This window comes from Salipiger bermudensis (assembly GCF_019801965.1).
GTDB lineage: Bacteria > Pseudomonadota > Alphaproteobacteria > Rhodobacterales > Rhodobacteraceae > Salipiger > Salipiger bermudensis_A.
In genome coordinates this window covers 64,597-90,970 of the sequence record NZ_JAHVIA010000009.1, presented here as the reverse complement: position 1 = coordinate 90,970, position 26,374 = coordinate 64,597, and the positions used below count along the sequence as shown (strand labels likewise).

25 protein-coding genes are annotated in these 26,374 nt (G+C 67.1%); 14 read left to right on the top strand and 11 right to left on the bottom strand.

The genetic code is table 11. The features are described 5' to 3' along the window. Positions 1 to 51 precede the first annotated feature (51 nt). Positions 52 to 825, top strand: coding sequence for an SDR family NAD(P)-dependent oxidoreductase (locus tag KUV62_RS19405; RefSeq protein ID WP_261395779.1), 774 nt, complete (start codon positions 52 to 54; stop codon positions 823 to 825). Here the strand turns inward: KUV62_RS19405 and KUV62_RS19400 are convergent, their stop codons facing one another. Both KUV62_RS19400 and KUV62_RS19395 read right to left on the bottom strand, forming a co-directional pair. Continuing rightward, the gene (locus KUV62_RS19400) at positions 826 to 1,275 is read right to left on the bottom strand and encodes a cyclophilin-like fold protein (protein ID WP_315901602.1); all 450 of its coding nucleotides are present in this window, start codon (positions 1,273 to 1,275) and stop codon (positions 826 to 828) included. A 3-nt stretch (positions 1,276 to 1,278) separates the two neighbouring features. Then, on the bottom strand, positions 1,279 to 2,475 hold the full coding sequence (locus tag KUV62_RS19395) for an MFS transporter (RefSeq protein WP_222605393.1): 1,197 nt from the start codon (positions 2,473 to 2,475) through the stop codon (positions 1,279 to 1,281). A gap of 223 nt (positions 2,476 to 2,698) precedes the next feature. Here KUV62_RS19395 and KUV62_RS19390 point away from each other — a divergent pair, with 223 nt between their 5' ends. The 6 genes from KUV62_RS19390 (at position 2,699) to fdhA (ending at position 8,368) form a co-directional block, all read left to right on the top strand. Continuing rightward, on the top strand, positions 2,699 to 3,787 hold the full coding sequence (locus KUV62_RS19390; RefSeq protein ID WP_222605392.1) for an alpha/beta hydrolase: 1,089 nt from the start codon (positions 2,699 to 2,701) through the stop codon (positions 3,785 to 3,787). Positions 3,788 to 4,696: 909 nt separating this feature from the next. Next, positions 4,697 to 5,398: a 7-cyano-7-deazaguanine synthase QueC gene (gene queC / locus KUV62_RS19385; RefSeq protein WP_222605391.1), complete on the top strand. Its 702-nt coding sequence runs from the start codon at positions 4,697 to 4,699 to the stop codon at positions 5,396 to 5,398. Further along, positions 5,398 to 5,751, top strand: a complete 354-nt coding sequence (gene queD, locus KUV62_RS19380) for a 6-carboxytetrahydropterin synthase QueD (protein ID WP_222605390.1) — start codon at positions 5,398 to 5,400, stop codon at positions 5,749 to 5,751. Before queC ends, queD begins: the two co-directional genes overlap by 1 nt. Further along, positions 5,748 to 6,458 (top strand): 7-carboxy-7-deazaguanine synthase QueE, encoded by a 711-nt coding sequence (gene queE / locus KUV62_RS19375; protein ID WP_222605389.1) that lies wholly within the window; start codon positions 5,748 to 5,750, stop codon positions 6,456 to 6,458. The genes queD and queE overlap by 4 nt, the downstream gene beginning before the upstream one ends. Before the next feature lie 17 nt (positions 6,459 to 6,475). Further along, entirely contained in the window at positions 6,476 to 6,940 is a 465-nt protein-coding gene (queF, locus tag KUV62_RS19370; RefSeq protein WP_222605388.1) for a preQ(1) synthase, read from the top strand. Positions 6,941 to 7,186: 246 nt separating this feature from the next. After that, positions 7,187 to 8,368: a formaldehyde dehydrogenase, glutathione-independent gene (fdhA, locus tag KUV62_RS19365; protein WP_222605387.1), complete on the top strand. Its 1,182-nt coding sequence runs from the start codon at positions 7,187 to 7,189 to the stop codon at positions 8,366 to 8,368. Between the two features lie 622 nt (positions 8,369 to 8,990). Here fdhA and KUV62_RS19360 read toward each other — a convergent pair. From KUV62_RS19360 to KUV62_RS19340, 5 genes are all read right to left on the bottom strand, one after another. Continuing rightward, positions 8,991 to 10,283: a TRAP transporter large permease gene (locus tag KUV62_RS19360; RefSeq protein ID WP_222605386.1), complete on the bottom strand. Its 1,293-nt coding sequence runs from the start codon at positions 10,281 to 10,283 to the stop codon at positions 8,991 to 8,993. A 174-nt stretch (positions 10,284 to 10,457) separates the two neighbouring features. Next, complete coding sequence (gene dctP / locus KUV62_RS19355; protein WP_222605385.1) at positions 10,458 to 11,459, bottom strand: TRAP transporter substrate-binding protein DctP; 1,002 nt, start codon at positions 11,457 to 11,459, stop codon at positions 10,458 to 10,460. A gap of 26 nt (positions 11,460 to 11,485) precedes the next feature. Further along, positions 11,486 to 11,971, bottom strand: coding sequence for a TRAP transporter small permease (locus KUV62_RS19350; protein WP_222605384.1), 486 nt, complete (start codon positions 11,969 to 11,971; stop codon positions 11,486 to 11,488). A gap of 38 nt (positions 11,972 to 12,009) precedes the next feature. Beyond that, positions 12,010 to 13,149: a MaoC family dehydratase N-terminal domain-containing protein gene (locus tag KUV62_RS19345; RefSeq protein ID WP_222605383.1), complete on the bottom strand. Its 1,140-nt coding sequence runs from the start codon at positions 13,147 to 13,149 to the stop codon at positions 12,010 to 12,012. Positions 13,150 to 13,184: 35 nt separating this feature from the next. Beyond that, the gene (locus tag KUV62_RS19340; protein WP_222605382.1) at positions 13,185 to 14,762 is read right to left on the bottom strand and encodes an acyl-CoA synthetase; all 1,578 of its coding nucleotides are present in this window, start codon (positions 14,760 to 14,762) and stop codon (positions 13,185 to 13,187) included. 146 nt (positions 14,763 to 14,908) lie between these two features. Between KUV62_RS19340 and KUV62_RS19335 the strand changes: the two genes are divergently transcribed. Genes KUV62_RS19335 through KUV62_RS19325 form a run of 3 tightly spaced genes read left to right on the top strand, consistent with a single transcriptional unit; the run spans position 14,909 to position 17,394 of the window. Continuing rightward, positions 14,909 to 15,694 (top strand): IclR family transcriptional regulator, encoded by a 786-nt coding sequence (locus tag KUV62_RS19335; protein WP_222605381.1) that lies wholly within the window; start codon positions 14,909 to 14,911, stop codon positions 15,692 to 15,694. A gap of 15 nt (positions 15,695 to 15,709) precedes the next feature. Further along, positions 15,710 to 16,135 carry a PaaI family thioesterase gene (locus KUV62_RS19330; protein WP_222605380.1) on the top strand — a complete coding sequence of 142 codons (426 nt, stop codon included), beginning with the start codon at positions 15,710 to 15,712 and terminating at the stop codon, positions 16,133 to 16,135. Beyond that, positions 16,132 to 17,394: a CaiB/BaiF CoA transferase family protein gene (locus KUV62_RS19325; RefSeq protein WP_222605379.1), complete on the top strand. Its 1,263-nt coding sequence runs from the start codon at positions 16,132 to 16,134 to the stop codon at positions 17,392 to 17,394. Before KUV62_RS19330 ends, KUV62_RS19325 begins: the two co-directional genes overlap by 4 nt. 44 nt (positions 17,395 to 17,438) lie before the next feature. Here the strand turns inward: KUV62_RS19325 and KUV62_RS19320 are convergent, their stop codons facing one another. Further along, positions 17,439 to 18,530, bottom strand: a complete 1,092-nt coding sequence (locus KUV62_RS19320) for an AbrB family transcriptional regulator (RefSeq protein ID WP_222605378.1) — start codon at positions 18,528 to 18,530, stop codon at positions 17,439 to 17,441. 60 nt (positions 18,531 to 18,590) lie between these two features. Between KUV62_RS19320 and KUV62_RS19315 the strand changes: the two genes are divergently transcribed. After that, the gene (locus tag KUV62_RS19315; protein WP_315901601.1) at positions 18,591 to 19,262 is read left to right on the top strand and encodes a GntR family transcriptional regulator; all 672 of its coding nucleotides are present in this window, start codon (positions 18,591 to 18,593) and stop codon (positions 19,260 to 19,262) included. Positions 19,263 to 19,301: 39 nt separating this feature from the next. Here KUV62_RS19315 and KUV62_RS19310 read toward each other — a convergent pair whose 3' ends face one another. Next, positions 19,302 to 20,540, bottom strand: a complete 1,239-nt coding sequence (locus KUV62_RS19310) for a urate hydroxylase PuuD (protein ID WP_222605376.1) — start codon at positions 20,538 to 20,540, stop codon at positions 19,302 to 19,304. Positions 20,541 to 20,694: 154 nt separating this feature from the next. Here KUV62_RS19310 and KUV62_RS19305 point away from each other — a divergent pair, with 154 nt between their 5' ends. Continuing rightward, positions 20,695 to 21,621, top strand: a complete 927-nt coding sequence (locus tag KUV62_RS19305; protein ID WP_222605375.1) for a LysR family transcriptional regulator — start codon at positions 20,695 to 20,697, stop codon at positions 21,619 to 21,621. Here KUV62_RS19305 and uraH read toward each other — a convergent pair. Continuing rightward, positions 21,606 to 21,962 (bottom strand): hydroxyisourate hydrolase, encoded by a 357-nt coding sequence (uraH, locus tag KUV62_RS19300; RefSeq protein ID WP_222605374.1) that lies wholly within the window; start codon positions 21,960 to 21,962, stop codon positions 21,606 to 21,608. The two genes, KUV62_RS19305 and uraH, sit on opposite strands and share 16 nt — an antisense overlap. A 214-nt stretch (positions 21,963 to 22,176) precedes the next feature. Here uraH and KUV62_RS19295 point away from each other — a divergent pair, with 214 nt between their 5' ends. Then, a complete protein-coding gene (locus KUV62_RS19295; RefSeq protein ID WP_222605373.1) occupies positions 22,177 to 23,592 on the top strand; it encodes a uracil-xanthine permease family protein in 1,416 nt (471 codons plus the stop codon). A 133-nt stretch (positions 23,593 to 23,725) separates the two neighbouring features. Further along, complete coding sequence (locus tag KUV62_RS19290; RefSeq protein ID WP_222605372.1) at positions 23,726 to 25,216, top strand: inorganic phosphate transporter; 1,491 nt, start codon at positions 23,726 to 23,728, stop codon at positions 25,214 to 25,216. A gap of 44 nt (positions 25,217 to 25,260) precedes the next feature. On the opposite strand, the gene KUV62_RS19285 is transcribed toward KUV62_RS19290, so the two are convergent. Continuing rightward, complete coding sequence (locus KUV62_RS19285; protein WP_222605371.1) at positions 25,261 to 26,094, bottom strand: bifunctional allantoicase/(S)-ureidoglycine aminohydrolase; 834 nt, start codon at positions 26,092 to 26,094, stop codon at positions 25,261 to 25,263. Between the last annotated feature and the right edge of the window lie 280 nt (positions 26,095 to 26,374).

The window sequence follows — 26,374 nt, the reverse complement described above, 5'->3', positions numbered from 1 at the left end:
CTCTTGCGATTTGTCGATTTATCGAATGCGATTACATCCAGATTTTGCACAATGAGCAAGAAGGACAGGCAAGCGATGGCAAGAATTTTCGTGACCGGGTCGACCGCAGGAGTCGGACGGAATGCCGCCACGCGCCTGCTTGAGCAGGGGCACGAGGTCATCCTGCACGCGCGCAACGCCAAGCGCGCCGAGGATATCAGCGGTCTTGCGGCTCAGGCGCAGGTGCTGACAGGGGATCTCGGGGATCTTGCCGCGGTGCGACGCATGGCTGGATATCTGAACGCCATCGGTCCGATGGATGCGATCATCCATAACGCTGGGATCATCGATGCGCAGCGTAACGAGACGCCGGATGGCCTGTTGCGGGTGCTGATGGTCAACGCTCTGGCGCCCTACATGCTCAGCCTACTGGCAGAGCAACCGGCGCGTTTGATCTTCACCGGCAGTTCGATGCACCGCGGCCATGGCGAGGTGCTGGAGGATATGGAGTGGACGCGTCGCCCGTGGTCATCGAGCAGCGCCTATGGGGAAAGCAAGCTGATGGTCATGGCCCTGGCCGCCGCATTCGCACGCAGGCTGGACGGGGTCACCTGCCACACGGTCGATCCCGGTTGGGTGCCGACGCGCATGGGAGGCGCCTCCGCCGGCGATCCGCTGGATCAGGCGCATGTGACCCAATGTTGGCTTGCCACCGGTGCCGACGAAGCGGGCGGCTACTGGCACCACATGCGCAGGCAGCGCCCGGATCCGAAGGTCGAGGACCCGGCGTTTCAGGACACGGTGCTCGCGCGCTTCTCGGAGATGACGGGCGTGCCTGTGCCCTGATCATACCGTCTCGATCCGGACGGGATAGGTGCCCTTGTGCAGCAGGGGCGCCACACTGCCTTCGATATGGCCCAGCCGGATCAGGTCGTCGCGGAAGGTGTAATCATCGTGGAACAGCGCGAGGTTGCCCCAGCCGAGAAAATAGCACAGATCGCCCGGCGTCTCGTCCTCGAAGGCCTCGAAGCCGCCTTCGTCGAGACGGCGCGGCAGGTGCACGATCTTCTCGTTGTTGGAAAAATCCTGGATCTCCAGCTCGGTCGGCAGCATCGAAATCAGGTCACGCACCGTCGGATTGTTGACCAGCTGATAGATCACCTGTTGATCGTCGAAGCTGATCCGCAACCGCATGGCCCCTGTGCCGGACTCTGCGCGGGCCACGGCGGGCAGCAGGACGGTGGATGCCGCGCCCGCGATAACGGAGCGCCGTGTCGGAAGGATCGGGCGTTTCACCGGTCAGCTCTCCGTGTTCGGTTTGAGAAGATTCTGGCCCGTGCCGGTGAGGACCAAGGCGACGAGGGCCAGAAGGACGCTGCCTGCAAAGGTGGCCTCGATCGAGATCAGGTCCAGCAGGAAGCCCCCGATCACGCCACCGAGCAGGATCGACGCCTGGATCACCGCCACCATCAGTCCGCCTGCCGCCTCCGGCAGGTCATCGACGTTGCGCGACATCCAGCTCATCCAGATCACCGACATGGCGGTGTTCATCGCGCCCCAGATCGCCAGCAGCAGGCCCGCCGCGATCACCGATCCCCCGGCGATCAGCAGGGCCGCCGTGCATCCACCCATCACCAGCGCGGGCAGGCACAGCATGCGCTCGACCCGGCCGCCGACCATGCGGCCGGACAGCGACGAACCCACGAACCCCGCGGCCCCAAGCACCAGCAGCAGCACCGAGAGCAGGTCGACGCCCACGCCGGTGACCTGTTCCAGGAACGGGCGCAGGTAGGTGAACATGGTGAAGGCCGAGCCCCAGGTGAAGGTGATCGCCACCAGCCCGCGCCGGAAATAGCGCCGCCGCAGCAGCGTGCCGAAGGTGGACAGGCTCTGGCGCGTCCGGACGGGTAGGGAGGGCAGGGCGATCAGGTGCCAGACAAGGTTCAGCGCCACGATCGGCGTGAGCGCCCAGAACACGCCGCGCCAGCCGACGATGTCACCAAGGTAGCTGCCGAGCGGTGCGGCAAAGGCCGCCGCGATGGCCTGTCCGCCATACATCAGCCCAAGCGCGCGGGGCACGTCACGCTCCGGCACCAGCCGCATGAGGATCGAGGTCGCCAGAGACCAGAACCCGCCCACGCAGATGCCCAGCAGCGCCCGACCTGCCATCAGCACGGCGAAGGATGGCGCCATCGCCACCACGATCAGCGAGATCAGCATCAGCCCGGTCAGCACCATCAGCACCGTCTTGCGGTTGATCCGGCCCGCGATCGTCGTGATCGCAAGGCTGGTGGCCACGGCGAACAACCCGCTGATCGAGATCGCCTGACCCGTCTGCCCCGTCGTCGCGCCAAGGCCCTCGGCCATCGGCGTCAGCAGGCTGACCGGCATGAACTCCGAGGCGATTAGCATGGCGACGCAAAGTGACATGGACCACACCGCGCCCCAGGCGCCGCTCGGTGCGTTGTCGGTCTGCTCCAGAGGGGTATCGGTCAAAGCCTGCTCCGTCGGTTTGTCTTCCCGCTCTTCTATCCGGCGGCGCAGCGCGCGATTATGCGTGAATCTTGCATGCAGTGATGTGTGAAATGGGTCAGAGGGCCGTCTCGGCACCGGCCTCATTCATGAGAAGCCCTCATCACGACATGCGGATTCATGGTCTTAATCGCGCAGTCCCGACGCCCCACCTTTGTTGCAGCAACAGCAACCACAGGGATCACGCATGACCGAGACACCGCAAACCTCCGCCGAAACCGACCTTCCCAACGAACGCCGCCGCAACCTGCTGAAGATGGCCGGCGTCAGCGCCGCCGCCGTCGCCGCGGCTTCCTTTGGCAAGCCGCTGCGCGCCCAGACCAGCGAGTGGGATAAGACCTTCCCGCAAAGCGACGCGGTCGAGCATTCCAAGGTCGAGTTCACGAATCGCTATGGCATCACGCTGGTCGGCGATCTCTATATGCCCGCCGAGCGCCTTGATGGCGCGATGCCCGCGCTCGCCATCGCCGGCCCCTTCGGCGCGGTGAAGGAACAGGCCGCCGGTCTCTACGCCCAGATCATGGCCGAGCGCGGCTTCGTGACGCTGGCCTTCGATCCGTCCTATGTTGGCGAAAGCGGCGGTCAGCCGCGCTCGGTGGCCTCCCCGGACATCAACACCGAGGACTTCATGGCCGCGATCGACTTCCTCGGCCTGCATGATGCGGTCGACCGCGAACGCCTTGGCATCATCGGGATCTGCGGCTTCGGCGGCATGGCGCTGAACGCGGTCGCAGCCGACAAGCGGGTGAAAGCCGTCGCGACGACCTCGATGTATGACATGTCGCGCGTGATGGCGAAGGGCTACTATGACAGCCTGACCGACGAACAGCGCGCTGCGGGGCTCGAGGCAATGAGCCGCCAACGCTGGGAAGATGCGGCCTCGGACAGCCCGGCGCTTGCGGGCGGTCTGCCGGACAGCCTCGACGGGATCGATGACCCGGTGATCCGGATGTATCATGCCTACTACAAGGACCCCGAGCGCGGCTATCACCCCCGGTCGGTGAACTCGAATGACGGCTGGACCGTGACCAACCCGCTGTCCTTCATGAACATGCCGCTACTGACCTATGTCGACGAGATCAGCCCGCGTCCGATGCTGGTGATCGCAGGCTCCGAGGCGCATTCGCGCTACTTCTCGGAAGATGCGGTGGCCGCTGCGGCCGAGCCGAAGGAGCTGATGATCATCGAGGGTGCGGATCACGTCGATCTCTACGATCAGGTCGACATCATCCCGTTCGACAAGCTCGAGGCGTTTTTCGGCGAGAACCTCGCCTGAAGACGCGCGACGCATGACGGGGTGCGGCCTGCCGGGCCGCACCCTCTTTCATTCCGAAGGCCCGGAAGTCGAAGCGGCCGCCGCCGGGCGGTCCGCGCTTTGCATCGGCCGACCGAGTGAAACCACCTTGCACCACGAATGCCCGAGCCGGCCTGGCACTTCGATCCGCTGCGGGCCGGCTGATGCTGCGTCGGGCCGGGCTCTCATAGCATTCTGCCGCATCAGCCGCTCGATCCGGTGCGGGCCTAAGGCGCGCTCTTCCTCGGGCACGTCATGCCAGACGCGGCGGTCGCTGTAGGCGGCGATTGCTGGCCTTGAAGCTCCTGTCGAGAGCGATGACGAGCTTCAAGCCCTGGGTCGCCCGGTCGCTGATCGGTCGCTTGAGTTAGGCGTGGAATCCTGACCGGTAGACACCCAGCATCTCGCACATCCAGCTGACGGGCCCTGTGCGTCGCAACGAATGCGACCGTCCTGTCGCTTCACACGCGAAAAACGCTGCGGCCTTTTCAGTATGTCAGGCTCTCTCCTGAGCTTGGCGACCTCCTTCTTCAGGGCCGCAATCTCCGCCAGTTCGGCGTGCTGCTGCCCGCTTTCGGGAAACGCCATCGCAGGTGTCGAAGGGGCTTCACCCATCCAGCGACGCAGGACGCTCTCCGCAGGTTCCGTATCCCCGGCACGCTTGAGAGACCAAGACACGTCGCTCCGCCACAGGCTTCACCGATGGCCGCGCAGAGCCGCAAGCGCTGCAAGGTTGTCGACGGAGGGCGAACCTGGATGTCGCCACACAGCGGCTGCCAGGAGACTTGGCCCGCGCGGTCCGCCCGGAAGTGCTCTTGCGTGATCGCGGCATCACGACTACACGCCCCCCACCGGTCGCAGCCTACCCGGTCAACAAAACAAGGGTCCAGAATGAAAACTCTCGTAATCTGCTCGGGCGGACTCGATTCCGTGTCGCTCGCCCACATCATCGCCGAAGAGCATCAGCTCACCCGGCTTGTGTCCTTCGACTATGGCCAGCGCCACAGCAAGGAACTCGAATTCGCCGCCGCGGCCGCGCGTCGCCTCGAAGTGCCGCACCACCTCATCGACATGCGGACCGTTGGTGCCGCCCTGACGGGATCGGCGCTGACCGATGACATCGACGTGCCTGATGGGCACTACGCCGAAGAGACGATGCGCATCACCGTCGTGCCGAACCGCAACGCGATCATGCTGGCCATCGGCTTCGGTGTCGCGGCCGCCAACGGAGACGATGCCGTCGCGACCGCGGTCCACGGCGGCGACCACTTCATCTACCCGGACTGCCGTCCCGCCTTCACGCAGGCCTTTGATGCGATGCAGCGTATGGCGCTCGACGGTTATGCTGACGTGCGCCTCTACACGCCGTTCGTGAACCGCACCAAGGCCGACATCGTTATCGAAGGCGCGAAATACGGTGCCCCCTTCGTCGAGACATGGTCCTGCTACAAGGGCGGGGATGTTCATTGCGGGCGCTGCGGCACCTGCGTCGAGCGGCGCGAAGCCTTCCATCTCGCGGGCATTGCCGACCCGACGACCTATGCCGATCCCGATTTCTGGGCCGGCGCCGTTGCCGAGCGGGAGGCCCGCTGATGTTCTGCATCCGAAAGGAATTCCACTTCTCGGCCTCGCACCAGCTCGCGCATCTGCCCGACGACCACCAATGCGCCCGGCTGCACGGGCACAACTACATCGTGGTGGTGGAGCTGGCTGCGCAGACGCTCAACGAGGACGGCTTCGTGCGTGACTACCACGATCTCAAGCCGCTCAAGAGCTATATCGACGACACGTTCGACCACCGGCACCTGAACGATGTGCTCGACATGCCGTCGACCGCCGAGAACATGGCCAAGCACTTCCATGACTGGTGCAAGGCTCGGTGGCCGGAGACCAGCGCCGTTCTGGTCAGCGAGACCCCGAAGACCTGGGCCGAGTACCGCCCATGACGACCCTTCGCATTGCCGAAATCTTCGGCCCGACGATCCAGGGCGAAGGCGCGCTGATCGGCGAGCCGACACTCTTCGTGCGTGCCGGCGGGTGCGATTACCGCTGTTCGTGGTGCGATAGTCTGCACGCGGTGGAGAGCGCCTATCGCCACCAGTGGGCTGCAATGACGCCCGACGCGATCTGGGCAGAGCTGCGCCGCCTGTCCGACGGGCAGCCCATCACCGTCTCGATCAGTGGCGGCAACCCGGCGATCCAGGATTTCGGTCCGCTCATCGCGATGGGGCGCGCCGCGGGCTACCGTTTTGCCTGTGAAACCCAGGGGTCGGTGCCGCGGGCGTGGTTCTCGGATCTCGATACGCTGGTCCTGTCGCCGAAGCCGCCGTCCAGCGGCGAGACGGTCGACTGGAGCCTCTTCGCGCAGTGCGTCGAAGCGGGTCGCGGAGCCCGCGAGACGGTGATGAAGATCGTCATCTTCGACCAGCCCGACTACGAATGGGCGAAGGACGCGCACAGCCGCCACCCCGAGCTGCCGCTCTTCCTGCAGCCCGGCAATCCCGAGGTCGATCCGGCGGTGCCGGTCGATCCGCAGGCGCTCGCCGACCGGCTTGGCTGGCTGACCGAGACCGCGATGGCGGACCGCTGGTTCGCGCCCCGCATCCTGCCGCAGCTCCATGTCCTGATTTGGGGCAACAAGCGCGGCGTCTGATCTTCCGGAGAGATTTCATGACCGACACGATCTACAGCAACCTCAAGCAGCTCGGCGGCGAGACGCGCATTCCCGAAAGCCCCGAGACGGCCGAGCTGGAACGGGTGGCCAACCCGCAGGCGGACGTTCAGTACAACGTGCGTTTCACCGCGCCCGAATTCACCTCGCTCTGCCCGATGACCGGGCAGCCCGACTTCGCGCATCTGGTCATCGACTACGTTCCCGGCGCTTGGCTGGTGGAGTCGAAATCGCTCAAGCTCTTCCTCACGTCGTTCCGCAATCACGGCGCATTCCACGAGGATTGCACCATCTCGATTGCACGCCGGCTGGTGGACTTCCTCGAGCCCGATTGGCTGCGGATCGGCGGCTACTGGTATCCGCGCGGCGGAATTCCGATCGACGTGTTCTGGCAAACCGGTGCCATACCACGAGACGTGTGGATTCCCGATCAGGGCGTTCCGCCCTATCGCGGTCGGGGCTGACGATCCTGCCCGGCGCTCGGAGATGCGCAGCGCTCGGGCGATCCTCTGCACGGGGTTGGGTGCGGACGCTCGGGTGATGGCCTCGGGGTCACGAAAACTCGTTCTGTCGCGGGCGTTCGCGGCGAGGTCGCTTCCCGCCATGTGATCCGGATCGCCAAGGATAGCATCCGGCGAACGAGGCCCTGCATGCCTTCGCATGCCGACATGAGGCGCCTCGCCTGTGCAAGATCTATGGAGGAGACGCACATGAGCAATATCGGGGTTGTGTACACTGGCCCTGGGTCAGTCGAGGTTCAGAAGATCGACGATCCGAAACTTCAGGCGCCGGATGGGCGCAAACTGGAGCACGCGGTCATCCTGAAGGTCATTTCGACGAATATCTGCGGCTCCGACCAGCACATGGTGCGCGGGCGCACGACCGCCGAGCCGGGCCTCGTGCTCGGTCACGAGATCACGGGGGAGGTGATCGAGATCGGGTCCGATGTCGAAATGCTGACGGTCGGGGATGTCGTCTCCGTCCCGTTCAACGTGGCCTGCGGCCGCTGCCGGTGCTGCCGCGAGGGGGACACGGGCGTCTGCCTGACGGTGAACCCGGAGCGCGCGGGCGGAGCCTATGGGTATGTCGACATGGGCGGCTGGATCGGCGGTCAGGCCCGCTATGTCACGGTGCCCTACGCGGATTTCAACCTGCTGAAGTTCCCGGACCGGGATCAGGCGCTGGCCAAGATCCGCGACCTGACCATGCTGTCGGACATCCTGCCCACCGGATTCCACGGCGCCCTGCAGGCGGGTGTCGGCGTCGGGTCCATCGTCTATGTCGCGGGTGCAGGCCCCGTGGGCCTCGCGGCGGCGGCCTCGGCGCGCATCCTCGGCGCCGCGGTGGTGATGATCGGCGACTTCAACAAGGAGCGTCTCGACCACGCGGCCAAGGTTGGTTTCACACCGGTCGACCTGTCGAAGGGCGACAACCTGCCAGAGATGATCGCGGAGATCACCGGCTCTCCCGAGGTTGACGCGGCGATCGACGCGGTCGGCTTCGAGGCGCGCGGCCATTCGGGCGGCGAGCAACCGGCCATCGTGTTGAACCAGATGATGGAAATTACCCGCGTCGCGGGCGGGATCGGCATTCCCGGGCTATACGTCACCGAGGATCCCGGCGCGGTCGACGACGCCGCGAAATCCGGCAACCTGTCGATGCGGTTTGGCCTGGGCTGGGCCAAGGCTCAGAGCTTCCACACCGGTCAGACGCCTGTGCTGAGATACAACCGCCAGCTCATGCAGGCGATCCTGCACGACCGCCTGCCGATCGCGGACATCGTCAATGCAACGATCATGCCGCTGGATCAGGCTGCGGAGGGCTACAAGAGCTTTGATAGCGGTGTCGCGAAGAAGTTCGTCCTCGATCCGCACGGTATGCTCGCGTCCTGATCCCCTTTCCGCAAGCGTCAGGCCGTCGCCCCAAGGGGCGGCGGTCATCTGATATGCCGCGCGCTGCCTGAGGTTCGACAGGACATCCCTATGGGCATCGGTTCTTCGGCACTCGCCGCTCTCGATGCGCTCTACCCGCGTCAAAGCGCTGCCGCCGATGCGACAGGCGCGCTGTCTGCAAAGCGCTGCCCCGTGTCGTTTTCCGTGTGCGACTTGACGGCCAGATGAGCAGAGGCCATCTGGCTCGGCCAGCTGCGATGTGGATGCGCTGCCTCGCGCGATTTGACTCGATGTGCTGCCAGATCAACCTTGGAATGTCTCCATGGCACGAAGAGCCGGTAAGGCCGGGTGCTCCTGGCCTGCGCCCATTTTGGCGGGCTAGAAGCGCATCCGGCATTGCGCCAAATGCAGTGCAAGCGACAGCCGGTTAAGGGGCGCTGCCCCCGCCGCAGCAGAGCTGCGTCTCCCCCGAGGTATTTTTCAACCAGAGAAGGGGGCGAGGCTGTGCGGATTGGGGGAGGCCGGCTTGTTGGCACCGGATGGGGTCTGGGCGCGCGGGACAGGGCGGAGAGGCCGGCCAGAGGTTGGGCTGGCCGGTCTTGTCTCGGGGCTGCCGGGCGGCTTAGCGCGACATCATCAGCTCGGGCAGGAACAGGGTGATCTGCGGGAAGGAGAGCAGCAGCACCAGCACGATGATCTCCATGCCGAGGAAGGGCAGGATGCCGCGGAAGATCGTGCCGAGCGGCACCCGGGTCTGCGCCGCCGCGACGTAGGCATTGAGCCCCAGGGGGGGCGTCAGCAGGCCGATCTCGACGGTCTTGGTCACCACGATGCCGAACCAGACCGGGTCGTAGCCCATCGCCATCGCGGTCGGGAAGGCCAGCGGCATCGCCAGCGACAGGATCGCCAGCTGGTCCATGAACATGCCCATGACCAGCAGCACGAGGATGATGATCGCCATGATCGCCTCGCGCGGCATCTCGGTGGTGGCGACGAATTCCAGCATGGCATGGGTGATGCGGGTGAAGGCGAGGTAGTTGGAGAAGATCGCCGAACAGGCCACGATGGCCACGATCATCACCGTGGCGCGGATGGCGCGGCTCACCGAGGTGCCGAACTGCACGAAGTTCAGCGTGCGCTGCAGCATCACGATGATCAGCGAGCCCATGACCCCGAGCGCCGCCGCCTCCGAGGGCGAGGCGAGCCCGCCATAGATCGCCCCGATCACCGCCAGCAGCAGGATCACCATCGGGATCACGTGAACGCTCTGGCGCAGCGCGCCCTTGAGCTCGAACGGGTCGCCCTTCGGCGCCTGGTCGGTGGTCTGGGCGATGATCTTGATCACCAGCGCGAGCCCTGCCGCAGTCAGGACGCCGGGCAGGATGCCGGCGATGAACAGCTTGCCGATCGAGGTCTCGGTCAGCACGCCGTAGACCACCAGCACGATCGAGGGCGGCACCACCACGGCGAGCGTGCCGCCGACGCTGACCACCGCCGCCGCGAGGCGGTCGGAATACCTGTGGGCGCGCATCTCGGGGAAGGCGGAGGCGGCCATCGCGGCGGTCGAGGCGGTCGAGCTGCCGACCAGAGCGGCGAGGATCACCGAGGCTGCGACGGTGGCGATGGCGAGCCCGCCCTTGACGTGGCCGATCCAGCGCTGGCAGGCGACGATGGCGCGGCGGGTGACATCTCCGGCGGTCAGCAGCTCCGCCATCAGGATGAACAGCGGGATGGCCACGAGGATGAACGAGGCCGAGGTGTCGAAGAAGGTGCGTTCGAGCACCGCCAGCGCCGGGCGGGTGCCCAGCTGGGCGGCGAGACCGACGCTGCCGGCGATGCCCATGGCGAAGGCGATCGGCACGCGGAACACCATCAGGGTGGCGAGCAGCAGCAGGATGGCGAAGAAGGTCAGCATGAAGGGTCCGTGCGCGTCTTGAGGATCGGGCAGCCGCGCGGCTTTGGCGGCTGCCCTCTGGATCGTCGTGCCCCGGTCCTTGTTCGGGTCTTGCCCGGACTCTGGACCTTGCCTCGGAAGGGGGGCTCCGAAACCTCCCCGGAGGTCGTCTTGCTTGGGGCGGAACGCTGCGGCTCAGTGGCCGGTCAGTTCGCTGTAGGTCTCGAGCACCGAGGCGGCACCGTCATGATCGATGCGCGCGACCCAGTCGGTGCTGACGGCGCTGACCGCCTCGGTCACCGCGGCGAGCTCGTCCTCGGAGAAGCTGTAGGTGTCGATGCCCTCGGATTTCCACTGCTCGATGAGCCCGGCGACGGAGGCATCCTGCGCCTCGGCCACATGCGCCGCGGTCTCGGCTCCGAGGCTGACCAGCTTGGCCCGAGTCTCTTCGGGCAGCCCGTCGAACAGATCGCTGCGGATCACCATGACGAAGCTGTAGCCGCCGAAGGAGCCGTTGGTCGAGATGTGGCTGACCACCTCGTTGAGCTTGTAGCCGGGCACCGAGGCGAGCGGGAACAGCACGGCGTCGAGCCGACCGCGCTCGACGGCGGTATAGACCTCGGGGCCGGGGATCGAGATGCCGACGCCGCCAAGGCTGCGCGCGGTCATCGCCTGGGTCGAGCCGGAGGTGCGGATGTCCTGCGAGGCCCAGTCGGCGGGCATGCCGAGGCGTGTCTTGGCGAGCACCTGGTAGGGCGGCAGCACGAAGCCGAAGATCGGTGTCACCCCTGCGGCGAGGAACTCGTCGCGCAGCGGGCCGGCCTCGAGCATGGTCTGCAGCGCTTGGGTGCCCTCGGCGGCGGAGCCGTAATAGCCCGGCAGCGCCACCACCGAATTCAGCGGCAGCACGTCGGCATGGTAGGGGGTACCCAGGAGCGCGGCATCGAGGATGCCGTTGTTGACCGCGTCGAGCTGGGCCTTGGACTTGGCCGCCTGCTGCGAGGGGAAATGCTCGAAGCTGATCTCGCCGCCGGTGGCCTCCTCCACCGCCGCCATCCACTTCGTCGTGCCCTCGACCGACACGATATGCGTCGTCGACTGGAAATCGCCCAGCCGCAGGGTCTCGGCCGCCAGCGGCGCCGCCGCGAGGGCCAGGGCGGTGCCCAGCACCGTCATCACCTTGGTCTTGATCGTCATGGTGTCTCTCCTCCCTTGAGAAATCATCACAAATCTGCCGGTTCGCGTCTCCTCAGCGCGTCGTGCAGCAGTCTCAGGACCAGAACGCCGCATCCCAGGGGGACGACCGCATAGGCCCAACCGAGGGGCCAGTCGACCACCCCGTATTCCACATCGTTGTTGAGGATCGCCTCGAGGGCGAACTCGCCCGACATCACCGTCACCGCGCCGAAGAACAGCGCCGGCAGCAGCAGCCGCAGCCGCGCCACGACACGGCCGAACAGCCCCGGCAGGCGCTCGGGCGTGAGCTCGAGCGCCAGGTGGCCGCCATCGCGGAACACCCGCGACAGCGACAGGCAGGCCAGCGCCGGCATCAGGAACAGCTCGGTCAGTTCGAACTGGATCTGCACCGGGCGGTTGGCGAACAGCCGCAACAGGATGTCGAGATTGATCAGCCCGGCGACCAGCACCAGGCAGAGGCACCCCGCGATGTGCAGGATGTCCTCGAGTTTTCTCAGTCCAGTCTCAAGCATCGGCGCTCCTCCCTTGCCGCTGCGTGATGGACGGGCGCTCAGCGCTTCGGCAGCTCGACGATCGCCGAGCCCATGGCCGAGAGCTCGCCGTCCTGCTGTTCGGCGCGCTGCTGGATCTCCAGCAGGAAGCGTCCGTCCTCCTCGAATTTCCGCACCACGCTGCCGTGGATCAGGATGATGTCACCTTCCGGGTTGTGCCGGCGGACCTGGCACTTGGCCTGGCGCAGGAAGCCGTCATCGCCCATCCAGTTGGTGATCTGGTGGGTCAGCCACGAGGTTCGCTCGGGGCCGTAATCATAGGCGCCGGGGGCGCCGACCTCGAGCGCGAACTCCTCTTCCCAATGCACCCGCTCGGGGCAATCGGGGATGCCGTAGCGGTTCTTCGGGCCGGCGCTCGGGTGCTTCTGCTGCAGCTGCCAGGCGAGCTTGTTGGCGCGGATGTAGAGCCCGCCCCAGCCCTGGGCGTAGGCGATGAAGCCGGTGGCCGTCATCGGGCCCTTGACCATGGTGGGCAGTTCCTCGCCCTCCGCCACGTTATCCCAGTAGCGGGTCTCGGCGCCGCGCACCGTCTCCTGCTCGTAATACTTGTAGTAGCTGTCGAGCTCGTCCTGGCTCCAGACCTTGCGGCCCTTTGCCTTGGCCTCGGTATACTTGGTGCCGTTCTCGCGCGCCTGGTCGCGGTCGGTTCGGAAGCACCAGCTGTCGGCATCGGCCACCAGATCGCCGGTCGCCGCGTCGTAGAAATCGACGTGGTAGATCTGCTGCACGGCGCGGCCGGCAAAGCGGGTCTCGTGCTCGATCAGGTCCTTGAGATAGGCTTCGGTGCGGAATTCCATGTTGCGGGTGATCGTCTTGTGCCAGTTCCAGTTCGCGCCCGACCACATGGCGTGCACCCCCGGCAGACCCCCGACATAGCCGGAGATGATGCGGTTGGTGGCAAACAGGAAGCTCGGCAGAGCGATCACGTCGCCATACTTGGTGCCCGCGGCATAGTCCGGGTCGCACCAGAGCGGATTGTCGTCGCCGATGCCATGGGCATAGTGACGGATATTGTCGCGTGTCGCCTCGTAGCACCACGGCTCCACGGTCTTCTCGATCTTCACCCCGACCCGCTGGCGCAGGTCGTCGAGCCCCTCCTGGGTGATCTTGGGAAATTTTCTCTGGGTCATGTCGTTCATCTACGTCTCTCCTCGAACGTCGGTGGCGGGGCGGATCACTCCGCGGTCTCGAAAGCCTCGGCTTCGCGGTCGCGCAGGATCTTGCGGTTGACCTTGCCGGCGGGGGTCTTCGGCAGCTCGCTGACGAAGACGATCTGGCGGGGGTATTCGTGGCGGGCGAGCCGGGCGCGGACGTGATCCTGAATGTCCTGCACCAGCGCGTCGGCCTCGGCGCCTTCGGGCGGGGCGGCCCGCTTGAGGATGATGTGCGCCTTCACGATCAGGCCGCGCACCGGGTCGGGGGCGCCGATGACGCCGCATTCGGCCACCGCCGGGTGGCTCAGGATGGCGTCCTCGACCTCGACCGCGCCGATTGTCCAGCCGGCAGAGATGATGACATCGTCGGCCCGGCCGCCGTGATAGAAATAGCCGTCCTCGTCGACCCGGCCGAGATCCTTGGTCGGGAACCACTGGCCGCGCTTGCGCACCATCAGCTCGCCGGTCTCGCCCGGCGCGGCGGGGCTGCCATCGGCGCGCTGCACCTCGACCTCGACCCCCGGCACCGCCTTGCCCATGGCGCCGTCGCGCACCTCGAGATCGTCGGCGCCGGGATAATTGGCGATGATCACGCCGATCTCGGTGGTGCCGTACATCGAGCGCACCTTGGTTCCGAAGACCCGCTCGACATAAGCTGCGGTCTCGCTGTCGATGGGCTCGCCGGTGAAGGAGAGTTTGTCGAACTGGTAGCTGAAGCGCTCGGCCTGGCCGGAATTGCGCATCATGCGGTAATGGGTGGCGGCGGCGGTGAGGTTGGTGATGCGGAAATCCTGCAGCGCCTTCAGCAGCCGGACCGGATCGAACTTGCCGCTGAAGGTGCCGGTGGAGACGCCCATGGCGAGCGGCGCCAGCGTGCCGTGCCAGAGCCCGTGGCCCCAGGCCGGGGAGGACGGGCAGAAGAAGCGGTCGCCGGGGCGGATGCCGGTGGCGTAGAGCGCCGCGACCATCAGCGTGACGATCGACTGGTGGCTGTGCTGCACCGCCGCCGGCAGGGCGCGGGTGGTGCCGGAGGTGTATTGCAGCACCGCGAGATCGTTGCCCGAGGTGTCCCAGTCGAAACGGGCGGGCAGGGTGTCGAGCCCCGACAGGAAGGCCTCGTCGACGGTGATGACGTTCTTCGCCCCGCCCTCGATCGCCTCGGGCGCCTTCTCGGCATTGGTGAAGAAGACCTTCGGGCGGCAATCGCCGACCCGCAGTCGGATGCCGTCGGGGCCGAAGAGGGAGAACATCGGCACCGCCACCGCGCCGGCCTTTATGACGCCGAAGAGCGCGCAGTAGAAGGCCAGCGACGGCTCGATCATCACCGCCACGCGGTCGCCCTTGGTGATGCCGCGCCCGGCGAGGTGATGCGCGATCTGCGACGACCGGCGCGACAGCTCCTCGAAGGTGATGATCTCGTCACGGCCATCCGCATGGGCCACCCGCAGCGCCACCGCGTCGCCCTCCACGTGCCGGTCGATGCACTCATGGGCGATGTTGAAGCGCTCCCGCGTGCCGTCGAACAGCTCCCACAGCCGGTCCTTGGCGTAGTGCGTCTGCGCGTCGGCGTAGGACGTGAAGTCCACAAGGCTGGTCATCTGGGGGGCCTCCTCGTTGGCGGGTCGGCGCGGCGCGGGGCGCTGCATCCGGTTCGTTGACAACGGTAGGGATCGCAGGCAATCATTGTCAATACGCTATTATCATTGTATATAGGCAATGAAATCTGGCGAAATCGAGGATGGACATGACCACGGAACAGGCATCATCAGGCAGCAAGCGGGCGGTTCCCGCGGTGACGCGCGCCCTTGCGATATTGAGGTTTCTGGCGCGCTCGGCGGAGCCTGTCGGGGTCAACCCGATGGCGCGCGAGCTGGAGCTCGTGCCGAGCACCTGCCTGCACATCCTGCGGGTGTTGCAGGACGAGGGGCTGGTGGATTTCGATTCGGCCACCAAGCGCTATTCGATCGGCGTGGGCATCCTGCCGCTGGCCCGCTCGGCGCTTCAGCGCAACACGTTTTCGGTGCTGATCCAGCCCAAGCTCTCGGAGCTGTCGCAGGCTTTCGGGGTCACCAGCATCGCGACGCAATTCGCCGAGCCGGGCCAGATGATCGTGGTCGCGCTGTCACAATCGAGCATGCCGTTCCGCTTGCAGGTCGATCTCGGCAGCCGCTTCCCGGCGCTGATCAGCGCCACCGGGCGGCTCTTCGCGGCGCATAACGTGGCCGATCCCGAGAGCCTGCGCGCCCGGTTCGACAAGCTGGTCTGGGATCACCCGCCGAGCTTCGAGCACTGGCTCGAAGAGGTCGCGGAGGCGCGTGCGCGAGGTTACGCGCTCGACCGGGGCAGCTATATTTCCGGCGTCACGGTGATCGCGGTGCCGGTGTTCGGAGCCGGCGGGCGGATGATCCGCTCGCTGGTGGCGATCGGAATCTCGGAGCGGCTGGAGGACCGCGAGATCCCGAAGCTGGCGCAGGCCATGTGTGCCATGCGCGACGAGGTTCAGGATCTGCAGATCGACGCAGGAAGCTAGGAGGGGAGCTTGGAGATGGGTGAGGAGGAGGCCGGCCTCGAGGGCTGGACGCCGATCGATATCGGGGGGTTCATGGGTGAGATCGGGCCGCTGTTGCGGCCGGTGGCGCGTGGCGCGCAGGAGGTCTGGGCGCTGCGGGTGGGCGCGCGCCACCTCAACCCGCTGGGGCTGGTCCATGGCGGCGTGCTGACCAGCCTGCTGGACCAGGCGGTGGCGCTTGCCGCGTGGAAGGCGGCGGGGCGGCAGCCGGTGGTGACGGTGCAGATGGACACGCGCTTTCTCGGCGCCGCGCGGGAAGGCGATCTGCTCGAGACCCGCGCCACGCTGCGCCACGCGGGCGGCGCGCTGCTGTTCGTCGATGCGGAGCTGTGCGCCGGGGAGGCGCCGGTGGCGGCGGCCTCGGCGATCATGAAACGGATGAGCAGGGGGGCAAGCGCATGAGCGACAGCCAGAGCGACCATCGGGCGGAGGCGCGCAAAGGCCCGCTTGCCGGCCTCCGGGTGCTGGATTTCTCGCGCATCCTCTCGGGGCCCTATGCCAGCATGGTGCTGGCCGATCTCGGTGCCGAGATCATCAAGATCGAGCCGATGGGCGGCGGCGACGACACCCGCAACTTCCCGCCGTTCCAGGGCGGGCTCAGCCACTACTACATCGCGCTCAATCGGAGCAAGAAGAGCATCGCGCTCGATCTCAAGTCGGAGGACGGGCTGCGCATCGCGCGCCAGCTCGCGGCGACCTGCGATATCGTGCTGGAGAATTTCCGCCCCGGCGTGATGGACCGTCTGGGTCTCGGCTACGAGACCCTGCGCGCCGGCAACGAGCGGCTGATCTACGCCTCGATCACCGGCTTCGGCGCCAACAGCCCGCATAGCGACAAGCCCGCCTTCGACATCGTGGCGCAGGCGCTGTCGGGGGTGATGAGCGTCAACCGCGAGCCGGGGCAGGCGCCCAACAAGCTGGGGCTGCCGCTGGGCGACATGGCGGGCAGCATTTTCTCGCTCTTCGGCCTGCTCGCCGCACTGCACGAGCGCAACGTCACCGGGCAGGGGCGGCACGTCGAGGTTGCGATGCTCGACAGCATGATCGCGTTGCAGGGTTATCTGTCGCAGATCTACTTCGTCAGCGGCGAGAGCCCGCAGCCGGTGGGGACGCAGCATCCGAGCATCGTGCCCTATGGCGCCTTTCCGACCGCAGATGGTCACGTCATCGTGGCCTGCCTGACCGAGCGCTTCTGGCACAATTTCGCGCGCTGCATCGGCCGGGCCGACCTGATCGACGATCCCCGCTTCGCGGCCTACGAGGCACGGCTGGCCAATCGAGGCGCGCTCGAGCCGCTGATCCATGCGGCGATGGCAGGGGAGGGGACCGAGCACTGGCTCTCCCGGCTGACCGAGTTCGACGTACCCAACGCGCCGATCCTGTCGATCGGGGAGGCGCTGGAGCAGGAGCACGTGGCGGCGCATGGCCTGATCGAGGAGGTCACGCACCCGGAGGCGGGCCCGTTGCGGCTGGTGCGCGGGCCGATCCTTTTCGATGGCGAGGGGCCGTCGCCGGCGTCGCCGCCCTCGCTGCTCGGGGCCGACACCGGGGAGGTCCTGCGCGAGGCGCTCGGGCTCGGCGAGGCGGAGCTGCGCGCGCTCGAGGCGCGCGGGGTGCTGTCCTGCGGGGCAGGGCCGACGCCGCGGCGCGACGCGGGCTAGGAACGGCGGCGCGGGGCGCGGGGAAGGCGCATGGGGCGCCGGCGCTACCTGTGCTTGCCGAGCTTCACGCCGATGAGCCGCGCGGCGATCGGTGCGCCGGTCACCACCAGCAACACCCGCAGCAGGTGATGCACCACCACGAAGCCGAGGTCGGCCCCGGCGATGATCGCCAGCACCGTCATCTCCGCCTGCCCGCCGGGGGCGAAGGCGAGGAAGCCCTCAAGCGGGTCGGCGAAGCCCAGCAGCACTACCATCTCGGTCACCGCCAGCGCCAGCAGGGCGAGGATCAGGACATAGACCGTCCCCGCCAGCACGTCGCGCCGGAGCTCCTGCAGGGTGATCCCGACATAGCCGACGCCGATGCCCATGCCGATGAAGAACTGCGCCGTCTGGATCGCCTCGGCGGGTGGCCTCGTGTGGATCAGCCCGCCCAGCGACAGCGCCGCGGTGACGATCAGCGGCCCGATGATGGTGGCGCCGAAGAGGCCGATGCGCTCGCCGCCCTTCCAGCCGATCCAGCCGGCGGCGACCATCAGCGCCATCTCGTGCCACGGCAGATCGGAGGCGGCGGCGCCCATCGGCGCGTCGAGGCTGAGGTCGAAGCCGCTGATGATGATCATCGGCGCCACGGTGACGATGATCAGCACCCGCGTGGCATGGGCCAGCGACAGGGCACGCACGTTGGCGCCGGCATCCTGCCCGAAGGCCAGCATGTCCTGCAGCCCGCCGGGCATGGCGGCGAAATAGGCGGTGGCGAGGTCGTATTTGCAGACCTTGTGGAAATACGGCACCCCGATCAGCGCGATGGCGGCGATATAGGGCGGGATGAAGGCCACCGAGGCGGCCATCTGCGGCAGCCGGGCCAGCACGTCCGGCGTCACCGAGGCGCCGACCGCGATGCCGAGAATGGTCCGCGCCGCCTTCGAGATCACCCCGAGCCCCAACAGCCGCGCGCCGAACAATGCCGCTAGCAGGCAGGCGCTCATCGGGCCGAAGAGGAAGGGCAGCGGCAGAGAGAGCAGCACGAAGGCCAGCGCGCCCGCGATCGAGAGCGCCAGCGTCAGCAGGCGACGCCGCAGCACCGGCGGTTCGGGGGGCGGGGCGACCGCGAGGATATCGGGCTCATCTTGACGCATTGTATCCACGTGTATACGTACGGATGCATGACAGATGCAACCCGTCCCGACACGAATTCCGTGACTGCCTCTCAACCCGTCGGAGCCTACGCGCTTCTGCTGCAGGAGATCACCTCGGGCCGCCTCGAGCCGGGCACAAGGATCACCGAGACCGAGCTGGCCGAGCGCCTGCAGATGAGCCGCACGCCGGTGCGCGAGGCGCTGCGACGGCTCGAGGCGGAGGGGCTGGTGACCCACAAGCCGCGGGTCGGCGTCATCGTGCGGCAACTGAGCTATTCCGAGCTGATGGAGCTCTACGAGATGCGCTGGGTGCTCGAGGGCACGGCGGCGCGGCTGGCGGCGCGGGCGGCCTCGGACGTGGAGATCGAGGAACTGGCGGCGATCAATGACGAGATGGCGGCCTGCGCCGGCGACGGCGCGGCGCTCTACGCGCTGAACCGGCAATTCCACACCACGCTGATCGCGGCGGCGCGCAATCGCTACCTCGTGAAATCGGTGCGCTCGATCGAGCTGACGCTGCAGATCCTCGGGCCCACGCCGCTGCGCGAGATGCGCCGGGCGCAGGAGGTGATCGCCGAGCACGCGGCCGTGGTCGAGGCGCTGCGCGCCCGCGACGGGGCCGGGGCCGAGGCGGCGATGCGGGCGCATATGGACGCGGCGCAGCGCACCCGGCTGCGCCAGCTGCGCAAGCATGGCCGGCTGTCGGAGAGCGACGACAGCGATCTGCCCTGAGCGGGGGAGGGAACAGGGAACAGGGAACGGGTGGCGGGATCAGCTCTCGCCGGCGGTGACCTCGCGATACCAGATGACGATCTGGCGCCGCGCCTCCGGGTCCATCTGGATGGCGTTGGGCGGCGGCATGGCGTGGCTGCGCCCGGCCTGCATGTAGATCTGCCGTGCGTGGCGGGCGACATCGGCCTCGGTCTCGAGCACCACGCCCTTGGGCGGCCAGTTGAGTCCGTCCCAGGACGGCTCGCGCCCGTGGCACATGGAGCAGTTGCCGATCACCGCGTAATAGGCCTCCTCGAACCCTGCGGCGGAGGCGAAGCGCTCTTCATAGGGCGTCAGCGCGCGGGCCTCGCTCTCCTCGTAGCTGTCCATGCCCGGTTGGGTCGAGAGCCAGGCGATCAGCACCATGATCACGACGGTGACCGGCCAGGTCCAGTGCGGGCCCTTGCCGGTGCGGTGCATGGTGTTGAAATAGTGCCGGATGGTGACCCCGGTGAGGAAGATCAGCGCCGCGATGATCCAGGCGTACTCGGTAGCGAAGGCCAGCGGGTAGTGGTTCGACAGCATCAGGAAGACCACCGGCAGGGTCAGGTAATTGTTGTGGGTCGAGCGCACCTTGGCGATCTTGCCATACTTGGCATCCGGCGTGCGCCCGGCCTTGAGATCGGCCACCACGATGCGCTGGTTGGGCATGATCTGGAAGAACACGTTGCCTGTCATGATGGTGGCGGTGAAGGCGCCGAGATGCAGCAGCGCGGCGCGGCCGGTGAAGATCTGGTGGTAGCCCCAGCTCATGATCACCAAGATCACGAAGAGCAGCAGCATCAGCAGGGTCGGGCGCTCGGAGAGCTTCGACTTGCACATCGCGTCATAGGCCAGCCAGCCGATGGTCAGCGAGCCGCCGGAGATCACGATGCCCTGCCACAGCGCCAGCTCGGCCTTGGTGGGATCGAGCAGGAAGAGCTCGCCGCCGACCCAGTAGACGATCATCAGGAGCGCCGCCCCGGAGAGCCAGGTCGAATAGCTCTGCCACTTGTGCCAGGTCAGGTGCTCGGGCATCCGCGCCGGGGCGACCATGTATTTCACCGTGTGGTAGAAGCCGCCGCCATGCACCTCCCATTCCTCGCCATGCGCGCCCTCGGGCAGCGCGGCGTTGGGCTTGAGCATCAGGTCGAGCGCGATGAAGTAGAACGACGCGCCGATCCAGGCCATCGCGGTGATGACGTGAAGCCAGCGGACGCTGAACGCGATCCAGTCCCAGATGATGGCCATGTCGTACATGCGGGTGTGCTCCCTCGGGTGCTGTCGGCGGGTGGTCTCAGGCGGCTGGCGCCCGGCGTTCGGGTCGGGCCGGTGCGTCGTGGCGCAGCCTATCCCACCGGATTTTATTCTGGTATTTCAGGAATTCCCAAGGAGCATCAAAAAAAGCCGAACAATGTCCTACTTCGACAACATCCGCACCTTCGTCCGTGTCTATGAATTGGGCAGCATGTCGGCGGCGGGGCGGGATCTGCGGATTTCCTCGGCGGTGACCTCGGCGCGGATCTCTCAGCTCGAGGAGCATCTGGGCGTGCGGCTGTTCCAGCGGACGACGCGCAGCCTGTCGCCGACCGAGCACGGCCAGAGCTTCTATCGCGGCGCCACCGAGATCCTCGAGGCGGTGGAGAGCGCCGAGGCGCAGATCGTCAACGTCACCGAGAACCTGAAGGGCTCGCTCTACGTGGCGGCACCGCTCGGGGTGGGGCGGCGGCTGATCGCGCCGCGAGTGCCGGAGTTTCTCGCGGAGTATCCGGAGGTGAGCGTGCGGCTGCGGCTCTCGGACCGCAAGATCGACCTGACCACCGAGGGGCTCGATCTGGCCTTCTTCCTTGGCCAGCCGGAGGACAGCAACCTGCGGATGCGCAAGATCGCCGATGTCGATCGCGTGCTCTGCGCCGCGCCGGCCTATATCGCCCGGCGCGGGATGCCCGCCGATGGCAACGCGCTGATCGCGCAGGGGCATGATTGCCTCAACCTGCGCTTCCCCGGCGCGCAGGAATTCCAGTGGCGGCTGATGACGCCGGACGGCCCGCGCCGCTTCGCCGTGACCGGGCGCTACGAGAGCGACGATGGTGACGTGCTGACCGACTGGGCGCTGTCGGGGCAGGGGATCGTGCTGAAGCCGCGCTTCGAGGTCGCCGATCACCTCGCCTCTGGGGCGCTGGTGCCGGTGGCGGAGGCGACGCCGCCGGCCCCGATCCAGATGGCCTGCCTGTTCACCCACCGCCGCCGGCAGGATCCGAAGACGCGGATCTTCATGGAGTTCATGATCGAGCGCATCGCCGCGGCCTTCGCGCCCGGCGCGGCTCAGGAGCCGCGATAGGTCGAGTAGCCGAAGGGCGAGAGCAGCAGCGGCACGTGGTAATGCGCGTCCGGCTCCGAGATGCCGAAGCGGATCGGCACCAGATCGAGGAAGCGGGGGCTTTCGGCGGGCACGCCGCAGGCGTCGAGATAGGCACCGGCATGAAACAGCAGCTCGTATGTCCCGGTGGCGAAGCCGGCGGCGGGCAGGATCTGTTCGTCGGTGCGGCCATCGGCATTGGTGACGAGCGTTCGCAGGTGGGTCCGGGTCTCGCCGTCGAGCCGGAAGAGCTCGATCGTCAGCCCCTCGGCCGGGCAGCCGCGGGCGGTGTCGAGAACGTGGGTGGTCAGATAGCCGGTCATGGCGCGCTCCTGCAGGAATTGCCGCCAGTCTAGCCGCGCGCGCCCGGGTGCCGCAAAGCGGCTGTTGCCGAAGGCTCCTTCGTGATTTTTTTGAAAATGGCGCGGGATTTTCTCGTCTATCCCTTCGGGAATACAAAAAACATACCAGCTGCACCGCGGGGTCGAAGGCGGCCCGGCGCGGGCGAAAGCGGCATCCAGCGGGAGACGACAGACCATGGCAGACACATCCCTCGGCACGCCGGAGCAGCTGCGAGACCCGGACTACACCCCGCCGCTGATCAAAGCGGTGCCGCTCGGCATCCAGCACGTCTTGGCGATGTTCGTCTCCAACGTCACCCCGGCGATCATCGTCTGCGGCGCCGCCGGGTTCGGCTTCGGCTCGGACTCGCCGGATTTCCCGCAGATGATCTACATGATCCAGATGTCGATGTTCTTCGCCGGCATCGCCACGCTGTTCCAGTCGATCGGCTTCGGCCCGGTGGGGGCACGGCTGCCGATCGTGCAGGGCACCAGCTTTGCCTTCATCCCGATCATGATCCCTCTGGTCGCCGGCAAGGGGGTCGAGGCCGTCGCCGTGCTGATGGGGGGCATCCTGGTGGGGGGCCTGTTCCATGCAAGCCTCGGGCTCGTCATCGGGCGCTTGCGCTTTGCGCTGCCGCCGCTGGTGACGGGGCTTGTGGTGACGATGATCGGGCTGGCGCTGGTCAAGGTCGGCATCCAGTACGCCGCCGGCGGGGTTCCGGCCATCGGAACGCCGGAATACGGCTCGGGGATCAACTGGCTGATGGCCGGGACGGTGATCCTTGTGACGCTGGCGATGAAATTCTTCGCGCGCGGGATGCTGTCGGTCTCGGCGGTGCTGATCGGGCTGCTGGCGGGCTACGCGCTGGCGGTCGCTCTGGGGCAGGTCAATCTCGGCAGCGTCGGGCGCGCGGCGCCCTTCGCGCTGCCCAACCCGCTGCATTTCGGGCTCGAATTCTCTCTCGCGGCGATCCTCGGCTTCTGCGCCATGTCCTTCGTGTCGGCGGTGGAGACGGTGGGCGATGTCTCGGGGATCACCAAGGGCGGCGCGGGGCGCGAGGCGACCGACCGCGAGATCCAGGGCGCGACCTTCGCCGACGGGCTCGGCACCGCGGTCTCGGGCCTGTTCGGCGCGCTGCCCAACACCTCGTTCTCGCAGAATGTCGGGCTGATCGCGATGACCGGGGTGATGAGCCGCACGGTGGTGACCATCGGGGCACTGTTCCTGATCCTCTGCGGGCTGGTGCCTAAGATCGGCGCGGTGATCTCTTCGGTGCCGATCGAGGTCTTGGGCGGCGGCGTCATCGTGATGTTCGGCATGGTGGTGGCGGCGGGCATCTCGATGCTGTCGGACGTGACCTGGAACCGCCGCAACATGGTGATTTTCGCCATCGCGCTGTCGCTGGGGCTCGGCCTGCAGCTCGAGCCGGGGGCGCTGCAGCATCTGCCGGGGACTGTGAAGGTGCTGGCGACCTCTGGCATTCTGCCGGCGGCAGTGATCGCCATCGTGCTGAACCTGCTGTTGCCCGAGGAGCTGGCCTCGGAGAGCACCGACGAGGTTTCGGGCGGGCTCTCGGGGCAGGGGCGAGGGCGCTCGACGGGCGCCTGAGCCCAGCACGGGAGCCCGGCGGACACGGGCGCGACGCGGCCAGAAAGACGCGCCTGACGGCGGTGCTGTCACGAAACTGTTGTGAAACTGTTACATTCGGGCTAGGCGCCCCGGGACAGAACGGGAGCGCAGCATGTCACGAAACGACCTCGATCCGAGCCACCTCGAAACGCTCGATCGCGACCTTGGCCGCGTGTCGAAGCTCAACGAGGCGGCCTCCTTCTCCAAGCGTCCGGTGATCGGGCTCGGGGTGGCGCTGGCCTTCGTGGGCTTCGCGGCGCTACTCGCGGCGCTGATCTTCGGCGGCGCCAGCAACACGCTCGTGGTGGTCATCGCGGCGGCCTTCGGCGCCTACATGGCGCTCAACATCGGCGCCAATGACGTGGCCAACAACATGGGGCCGGCGGTGGGCGCCAACGCGCTGAGCATGGGCGGCGCCATCGCCATCGCGGTGGTGTTCGAGAGCGCCGGGGCGCTGATTGCCGGCGGCGACGTGGTCTCCACCGTGGCCAAGGGCATCATTGCGCCGGAAAGCATGGGCAGCTCGGCCAGCTTCATCACCGCGATGATGGCGGCGCTGCTGGCCTCGGCGCTGTGGGTCAACCTCGCGACCTGGATCGGCGCGCCGGTCTCGACGACGCACTCGGTGGTTGGCGGCGTGATGGGCGCGGGCATCGCCGCGGCGGGCTTTGCCGCGGTAAGCTGGGGCCAGATGGGCGCGATCGCCGCAAGCTGGGTGATCTCGCCGCTGCTGGGCGGGCTGATCGCCGCGGGCTTCCTGTGGTTCATCAAGTCGAACATCATCTACACCACCGACAAGATCGCCTCGGCCCGACGCTGGGTGCCGGTGCTGGTGGGCATCATGGGCGGCGCGTTTGCCACCTATCTCGCGGTCAAGGGGCTCAAGAAGATCATCAAGATCGAGCTAGGCGACGCGCTGCTGATCGGCCTTGCGGCGGGGCTGGCGATCTGGCTGGTGATGATCCCGGTGATCCGCCGCCAGTCCGAGGGGCTTGAAAACCGCAACCGCTCGCTCAAGGTGCTGTTCGGCATCCCGCTGGTGGTCTCGGCGGCGCTCCTGAGCTTTGCCCACGGCGCGAATGACGTGGCCAACGCGGTCGGCCCGCTGGCCGCCATCGTGCAGGCCTCGACCACCGGCGATTTCACCCATGCCTTCGGGATCCCGCTCTGGGTCATGGTGATCGGCGCGCTGGGGATCTCCTTCGGCCTGTTCCTCTTCGGACCCAAGCTGATCCGCATGGTCGGCAACCAGATCACCAAGCTCAACCCGATGCGCGCCTATTGCGTGGCGCTGTCGGCGGCGATCACCGTCATCGTCGCAAGCTGGCTCGGCCTGCCGGTGAGCTCGACCCATATCGCGGTTGGCGGCGTGTTCGGCGTCGGCTTCTTCCGCGAGTGGGATGCCGAGCGCCGGATGCGCCGGGCGCGGGCGGCGATCCCCGGGGCAAACGGGCTGTCGCCGGAGGAGCGCCGCCGCCGTAAGCTGGTGCGGCGCTCGCATTTCCTGACCATCATCGCCGCATGGGTCATCACCGTGCCCGCCGCGGCGCTGCTCTCGGCGGGGATCTTCGTGATCATCCGCGGGGTGCTCGAGGTCTCCTGACCGCGCGGGGCAGGGCCGCGGCGGGCGGCCCTGCCATGCCCGGCTCAGCCGCCGGCGCCGAGGCGCAGCGGCATGTGTCGGTTGACGTCCTTGTAGAGCAGGTAGCGGAAGCGGCCCGGGCCGCCGGCATAGCAGGCCTGCGGGCAGAAGGCGCGCAGCCACATGAAATCGCCGGCCTCGACCTCGACCCAGTCATTGTTGAGCCGGTAGGCCGCCTTGCCCTCGAGCACGTAGAGCCCGTGCTCCATCACGTGGGTCTCGAGGAAGGGAATGACGCCGCCGGGCTCGAAGGTCACCACTGTGACATGCATGTCGTGGCGCAGGTCGGACGGGTCGACGAAGCGGGTGGTGGCCCAGGCGCCGTTGGTGTCGGGCATCGGGGAGGGGGCGATGTCCTGCTCGTTGAGGATCAGCACGTCGGGCTCCTCGAGCCCGGGCGCGGGCTGCCAGATCTTGCGGATCCAGTGGAAGCGCAGCACGCCCTCGGCGCGGTTGTGCAGCGCCCATTGCGCCGAGGGCGGCAGGTAGGCATAGCCGCCTTCGCGCAGCACGTGGGTCTCGCCGCCGACCTCGAGCGTGGCCTCGCCCTCGACCACGAAGAGCACGCCCTGCGCGCCGGCCTCGTGCTCGGGCGCATCCGAGCCGCCGCCGGGCCGCACTTCCATGATGTACTGGCTGAAGGTCTCGGCGAAGCCGGTCATCGGGCGTGCGAGGATCCAGAGACGGGTCTCGGACCATCCCGGCAGGAAGCTGGTGACGATGTCGCGCATGGTGCCGCGCGGGATCACCGCGTAGGCGTCGGTGAAGATGGCACGGTCGGTCAGAAGCTGGTCCTGGCCGGGAAGCCCGCCCTGGGGGGCGTAGTATTTTGCGGACATCGAGGTCTCCGGGTTGGTCGGTCTGGGGTGAGTATGGCGGCTCGGCATTGCCGGTTGAAGCCGCGGGTATCGGTCATCAGTTTTAGGGAAAATTTGATAATTGCGCGGGGCCGCTCGCGGCACCGCCGGCGCTGCCTGCCGCTGCGGCGCCGGGAGCCGGTGTCGGGCTTAGGAGACGGCCGTCGTATAAATACAACAATCCCTACAAATATTGTCAGATTTATGCGAAGCGGTTGAGCCGCCCCTCAGGGAATGCTCATAGGCGGCAAACGCCAGCTAT

What these genes read in the sequence shown, in the direction of transcription:
- KUV62_RS19405 (WP_261395779.1), top strand. Translation starts at nt 52, where the DNA reads ATGAGCAAGAAGGACAGGCAAGCGATGGCAAGAATTTTCGTGACCGGG.
- KUV62_RS19390 (WP_222605392.1), top strand. Translation starts at nt 2,699, where the DNA reads ATGACCGAGACACCGCAAACCTCCGCCGAAACCGACCTTCCCAACGAA.
- queC (WP_222605391.1), top strand. Translation starts at nt 4,697, where the DNA reads ATGAAAACTCTCGTAATCTGCTCGGGCGGACTCGATTCCGTGTCGCTC.
- queD (WP_222605390.1), top strand. Translation starts at nt 5,398, where the DNA reads ATGTTCTGCATCCGAAAGGAATTCCACTTCTCGGCCTCGCACCAGCTC.
- queE (WP_222605389.1), top strand. Translation starts at nt 5,748, where the DNA reads ATGACGACCCTTCGCATTGCCGAAATCTTCGGCCCGACGATCCAGGGC.
- queF (WP_222605388.1), top strand. Translation starts at nt 6,476, where the DNA reads ATGACCGACACGATCTACAGCAACCTCAAGCAGCTCGGCGGCGAGACG.
- fdhA (WP_222605387.1), top strand. Translation starts at nt 7,187, where the DNA reads ATGAGCAATATCGGGGTTGTGTACACTGGCCCTGGGTCAGTCGAGGTT.
- KUV62_RS19360 (WP_222605386.1), bottom strand. Translation starts at nt 10,283, where the DNA reads ATGCTGACCTTCTTCGCCATCCTGCTGCTGCTCGCCACCCTGATGGTG.
- dctP (WP_222605385.1), bottom strand. Translation starts at nt 11,459, where the DNA reads ATGACGATCAAGACCAAGGTGATGACGGTGCTGGGCACCGCCCTGGCC.
- KUV62_RS19350 (WP_222605384.1), bottom strand. Translation starts at nt 11,971, where the DNA reads ATGCTTGAGACTGGACTGAGAAAACTCGAGGACATCCTGCACATCGCG.
- KUV62_RS19345 (WP_222605383.1), bottom strand. Translation starts at nt 13,149, where the DNA reads ATGAACGACATGACCCAGAGAAAATTTCCCAAGATCACCCAGGAGGGG.
- KUV62_RS19340 (WP_222605382.1), bottom strand. Translation starts at nt 14,762, where the DNA reads ATGACCAGCCTTGTGGACTTCACGTCCTACGCCGACGCGCAGACGCAC.
- KUV62_RS19335 (WP_222605381.1), top strand. Translation starts at nt 14,909, where the DNA reads ATGACCACGGAACAGGCATCATCAGGCAGCAAGCGGGCGGTTCCCGCG.
- KUV62_RS19330 (WP_222605380.1), top strand. Translation starts at nt 15,710, where the DNA reads ATGGGTGAGGAGGAGGCCGGCCTCGAGGGCTGGACGCCGATCGATATC.
- KUV62_RS19325 (WP_222605379.1), top strand. Translation starts at nt 16,132, where the DNA reads ATGAGCGACAGCCAGAGCGACCATCGGGCGGAGGCGCGCAAAGGCCCG.
- KUV62_RS19320 (WP_222605378.1), bottom strand. Translation starts at nt 18,530, where the DNA reads ATGCGTCAAGATGAGCCCGATATCCTCGCGGTCGCCCCGCCCCCCGAA.
- KUV62_RS19310 (WP_222605376.1), bottom strand. Translation starts at nt 20,540, where the DNA reads ATGTACGACATGGCCATCATCTGGGACTGGATCGCGTTCAGCGTCCGC.
- KUV62_RS19305 (WP_222605375.1), top strand. Translation starts at nt 20,695, where the DNA reads ATGTCCTACTTCGACAACATCCGCACCTTCGTCCGTGTCTATGAATTG.
- uraH (WP_222605374.1), bottom strand. Translation starts at nt 21,962, where the DNA reads ATGACCGGCTATCTGACCACCCACGTTCTCGACACCGCCCGCGGCTGC.
- KUV62_RS19295 (WP_222605373.1), top strand. Translation starts at nt 22,177, where the DNA reads ATGGCAGACACATCCCTCGGCACGCCGGAGCAGCTGCGAGACCCGGAC.
- KUV62_RS19290 (WP_222605372.1), top strand. Translation starts at nt 23,726, where the DNA reads ATGTCACGAAACGACCTCGATCCGAGCCACCTCGAAACGCTCGATCGC.
- KUV62_RS19285 (WP_222605371.1), bottom strand. Translation starts at nt 26,094, where the DNA reads ATGTCCGCAAAATACTACGCCCCCCAGGGCGGGCTTCCCGGCCAGGAC.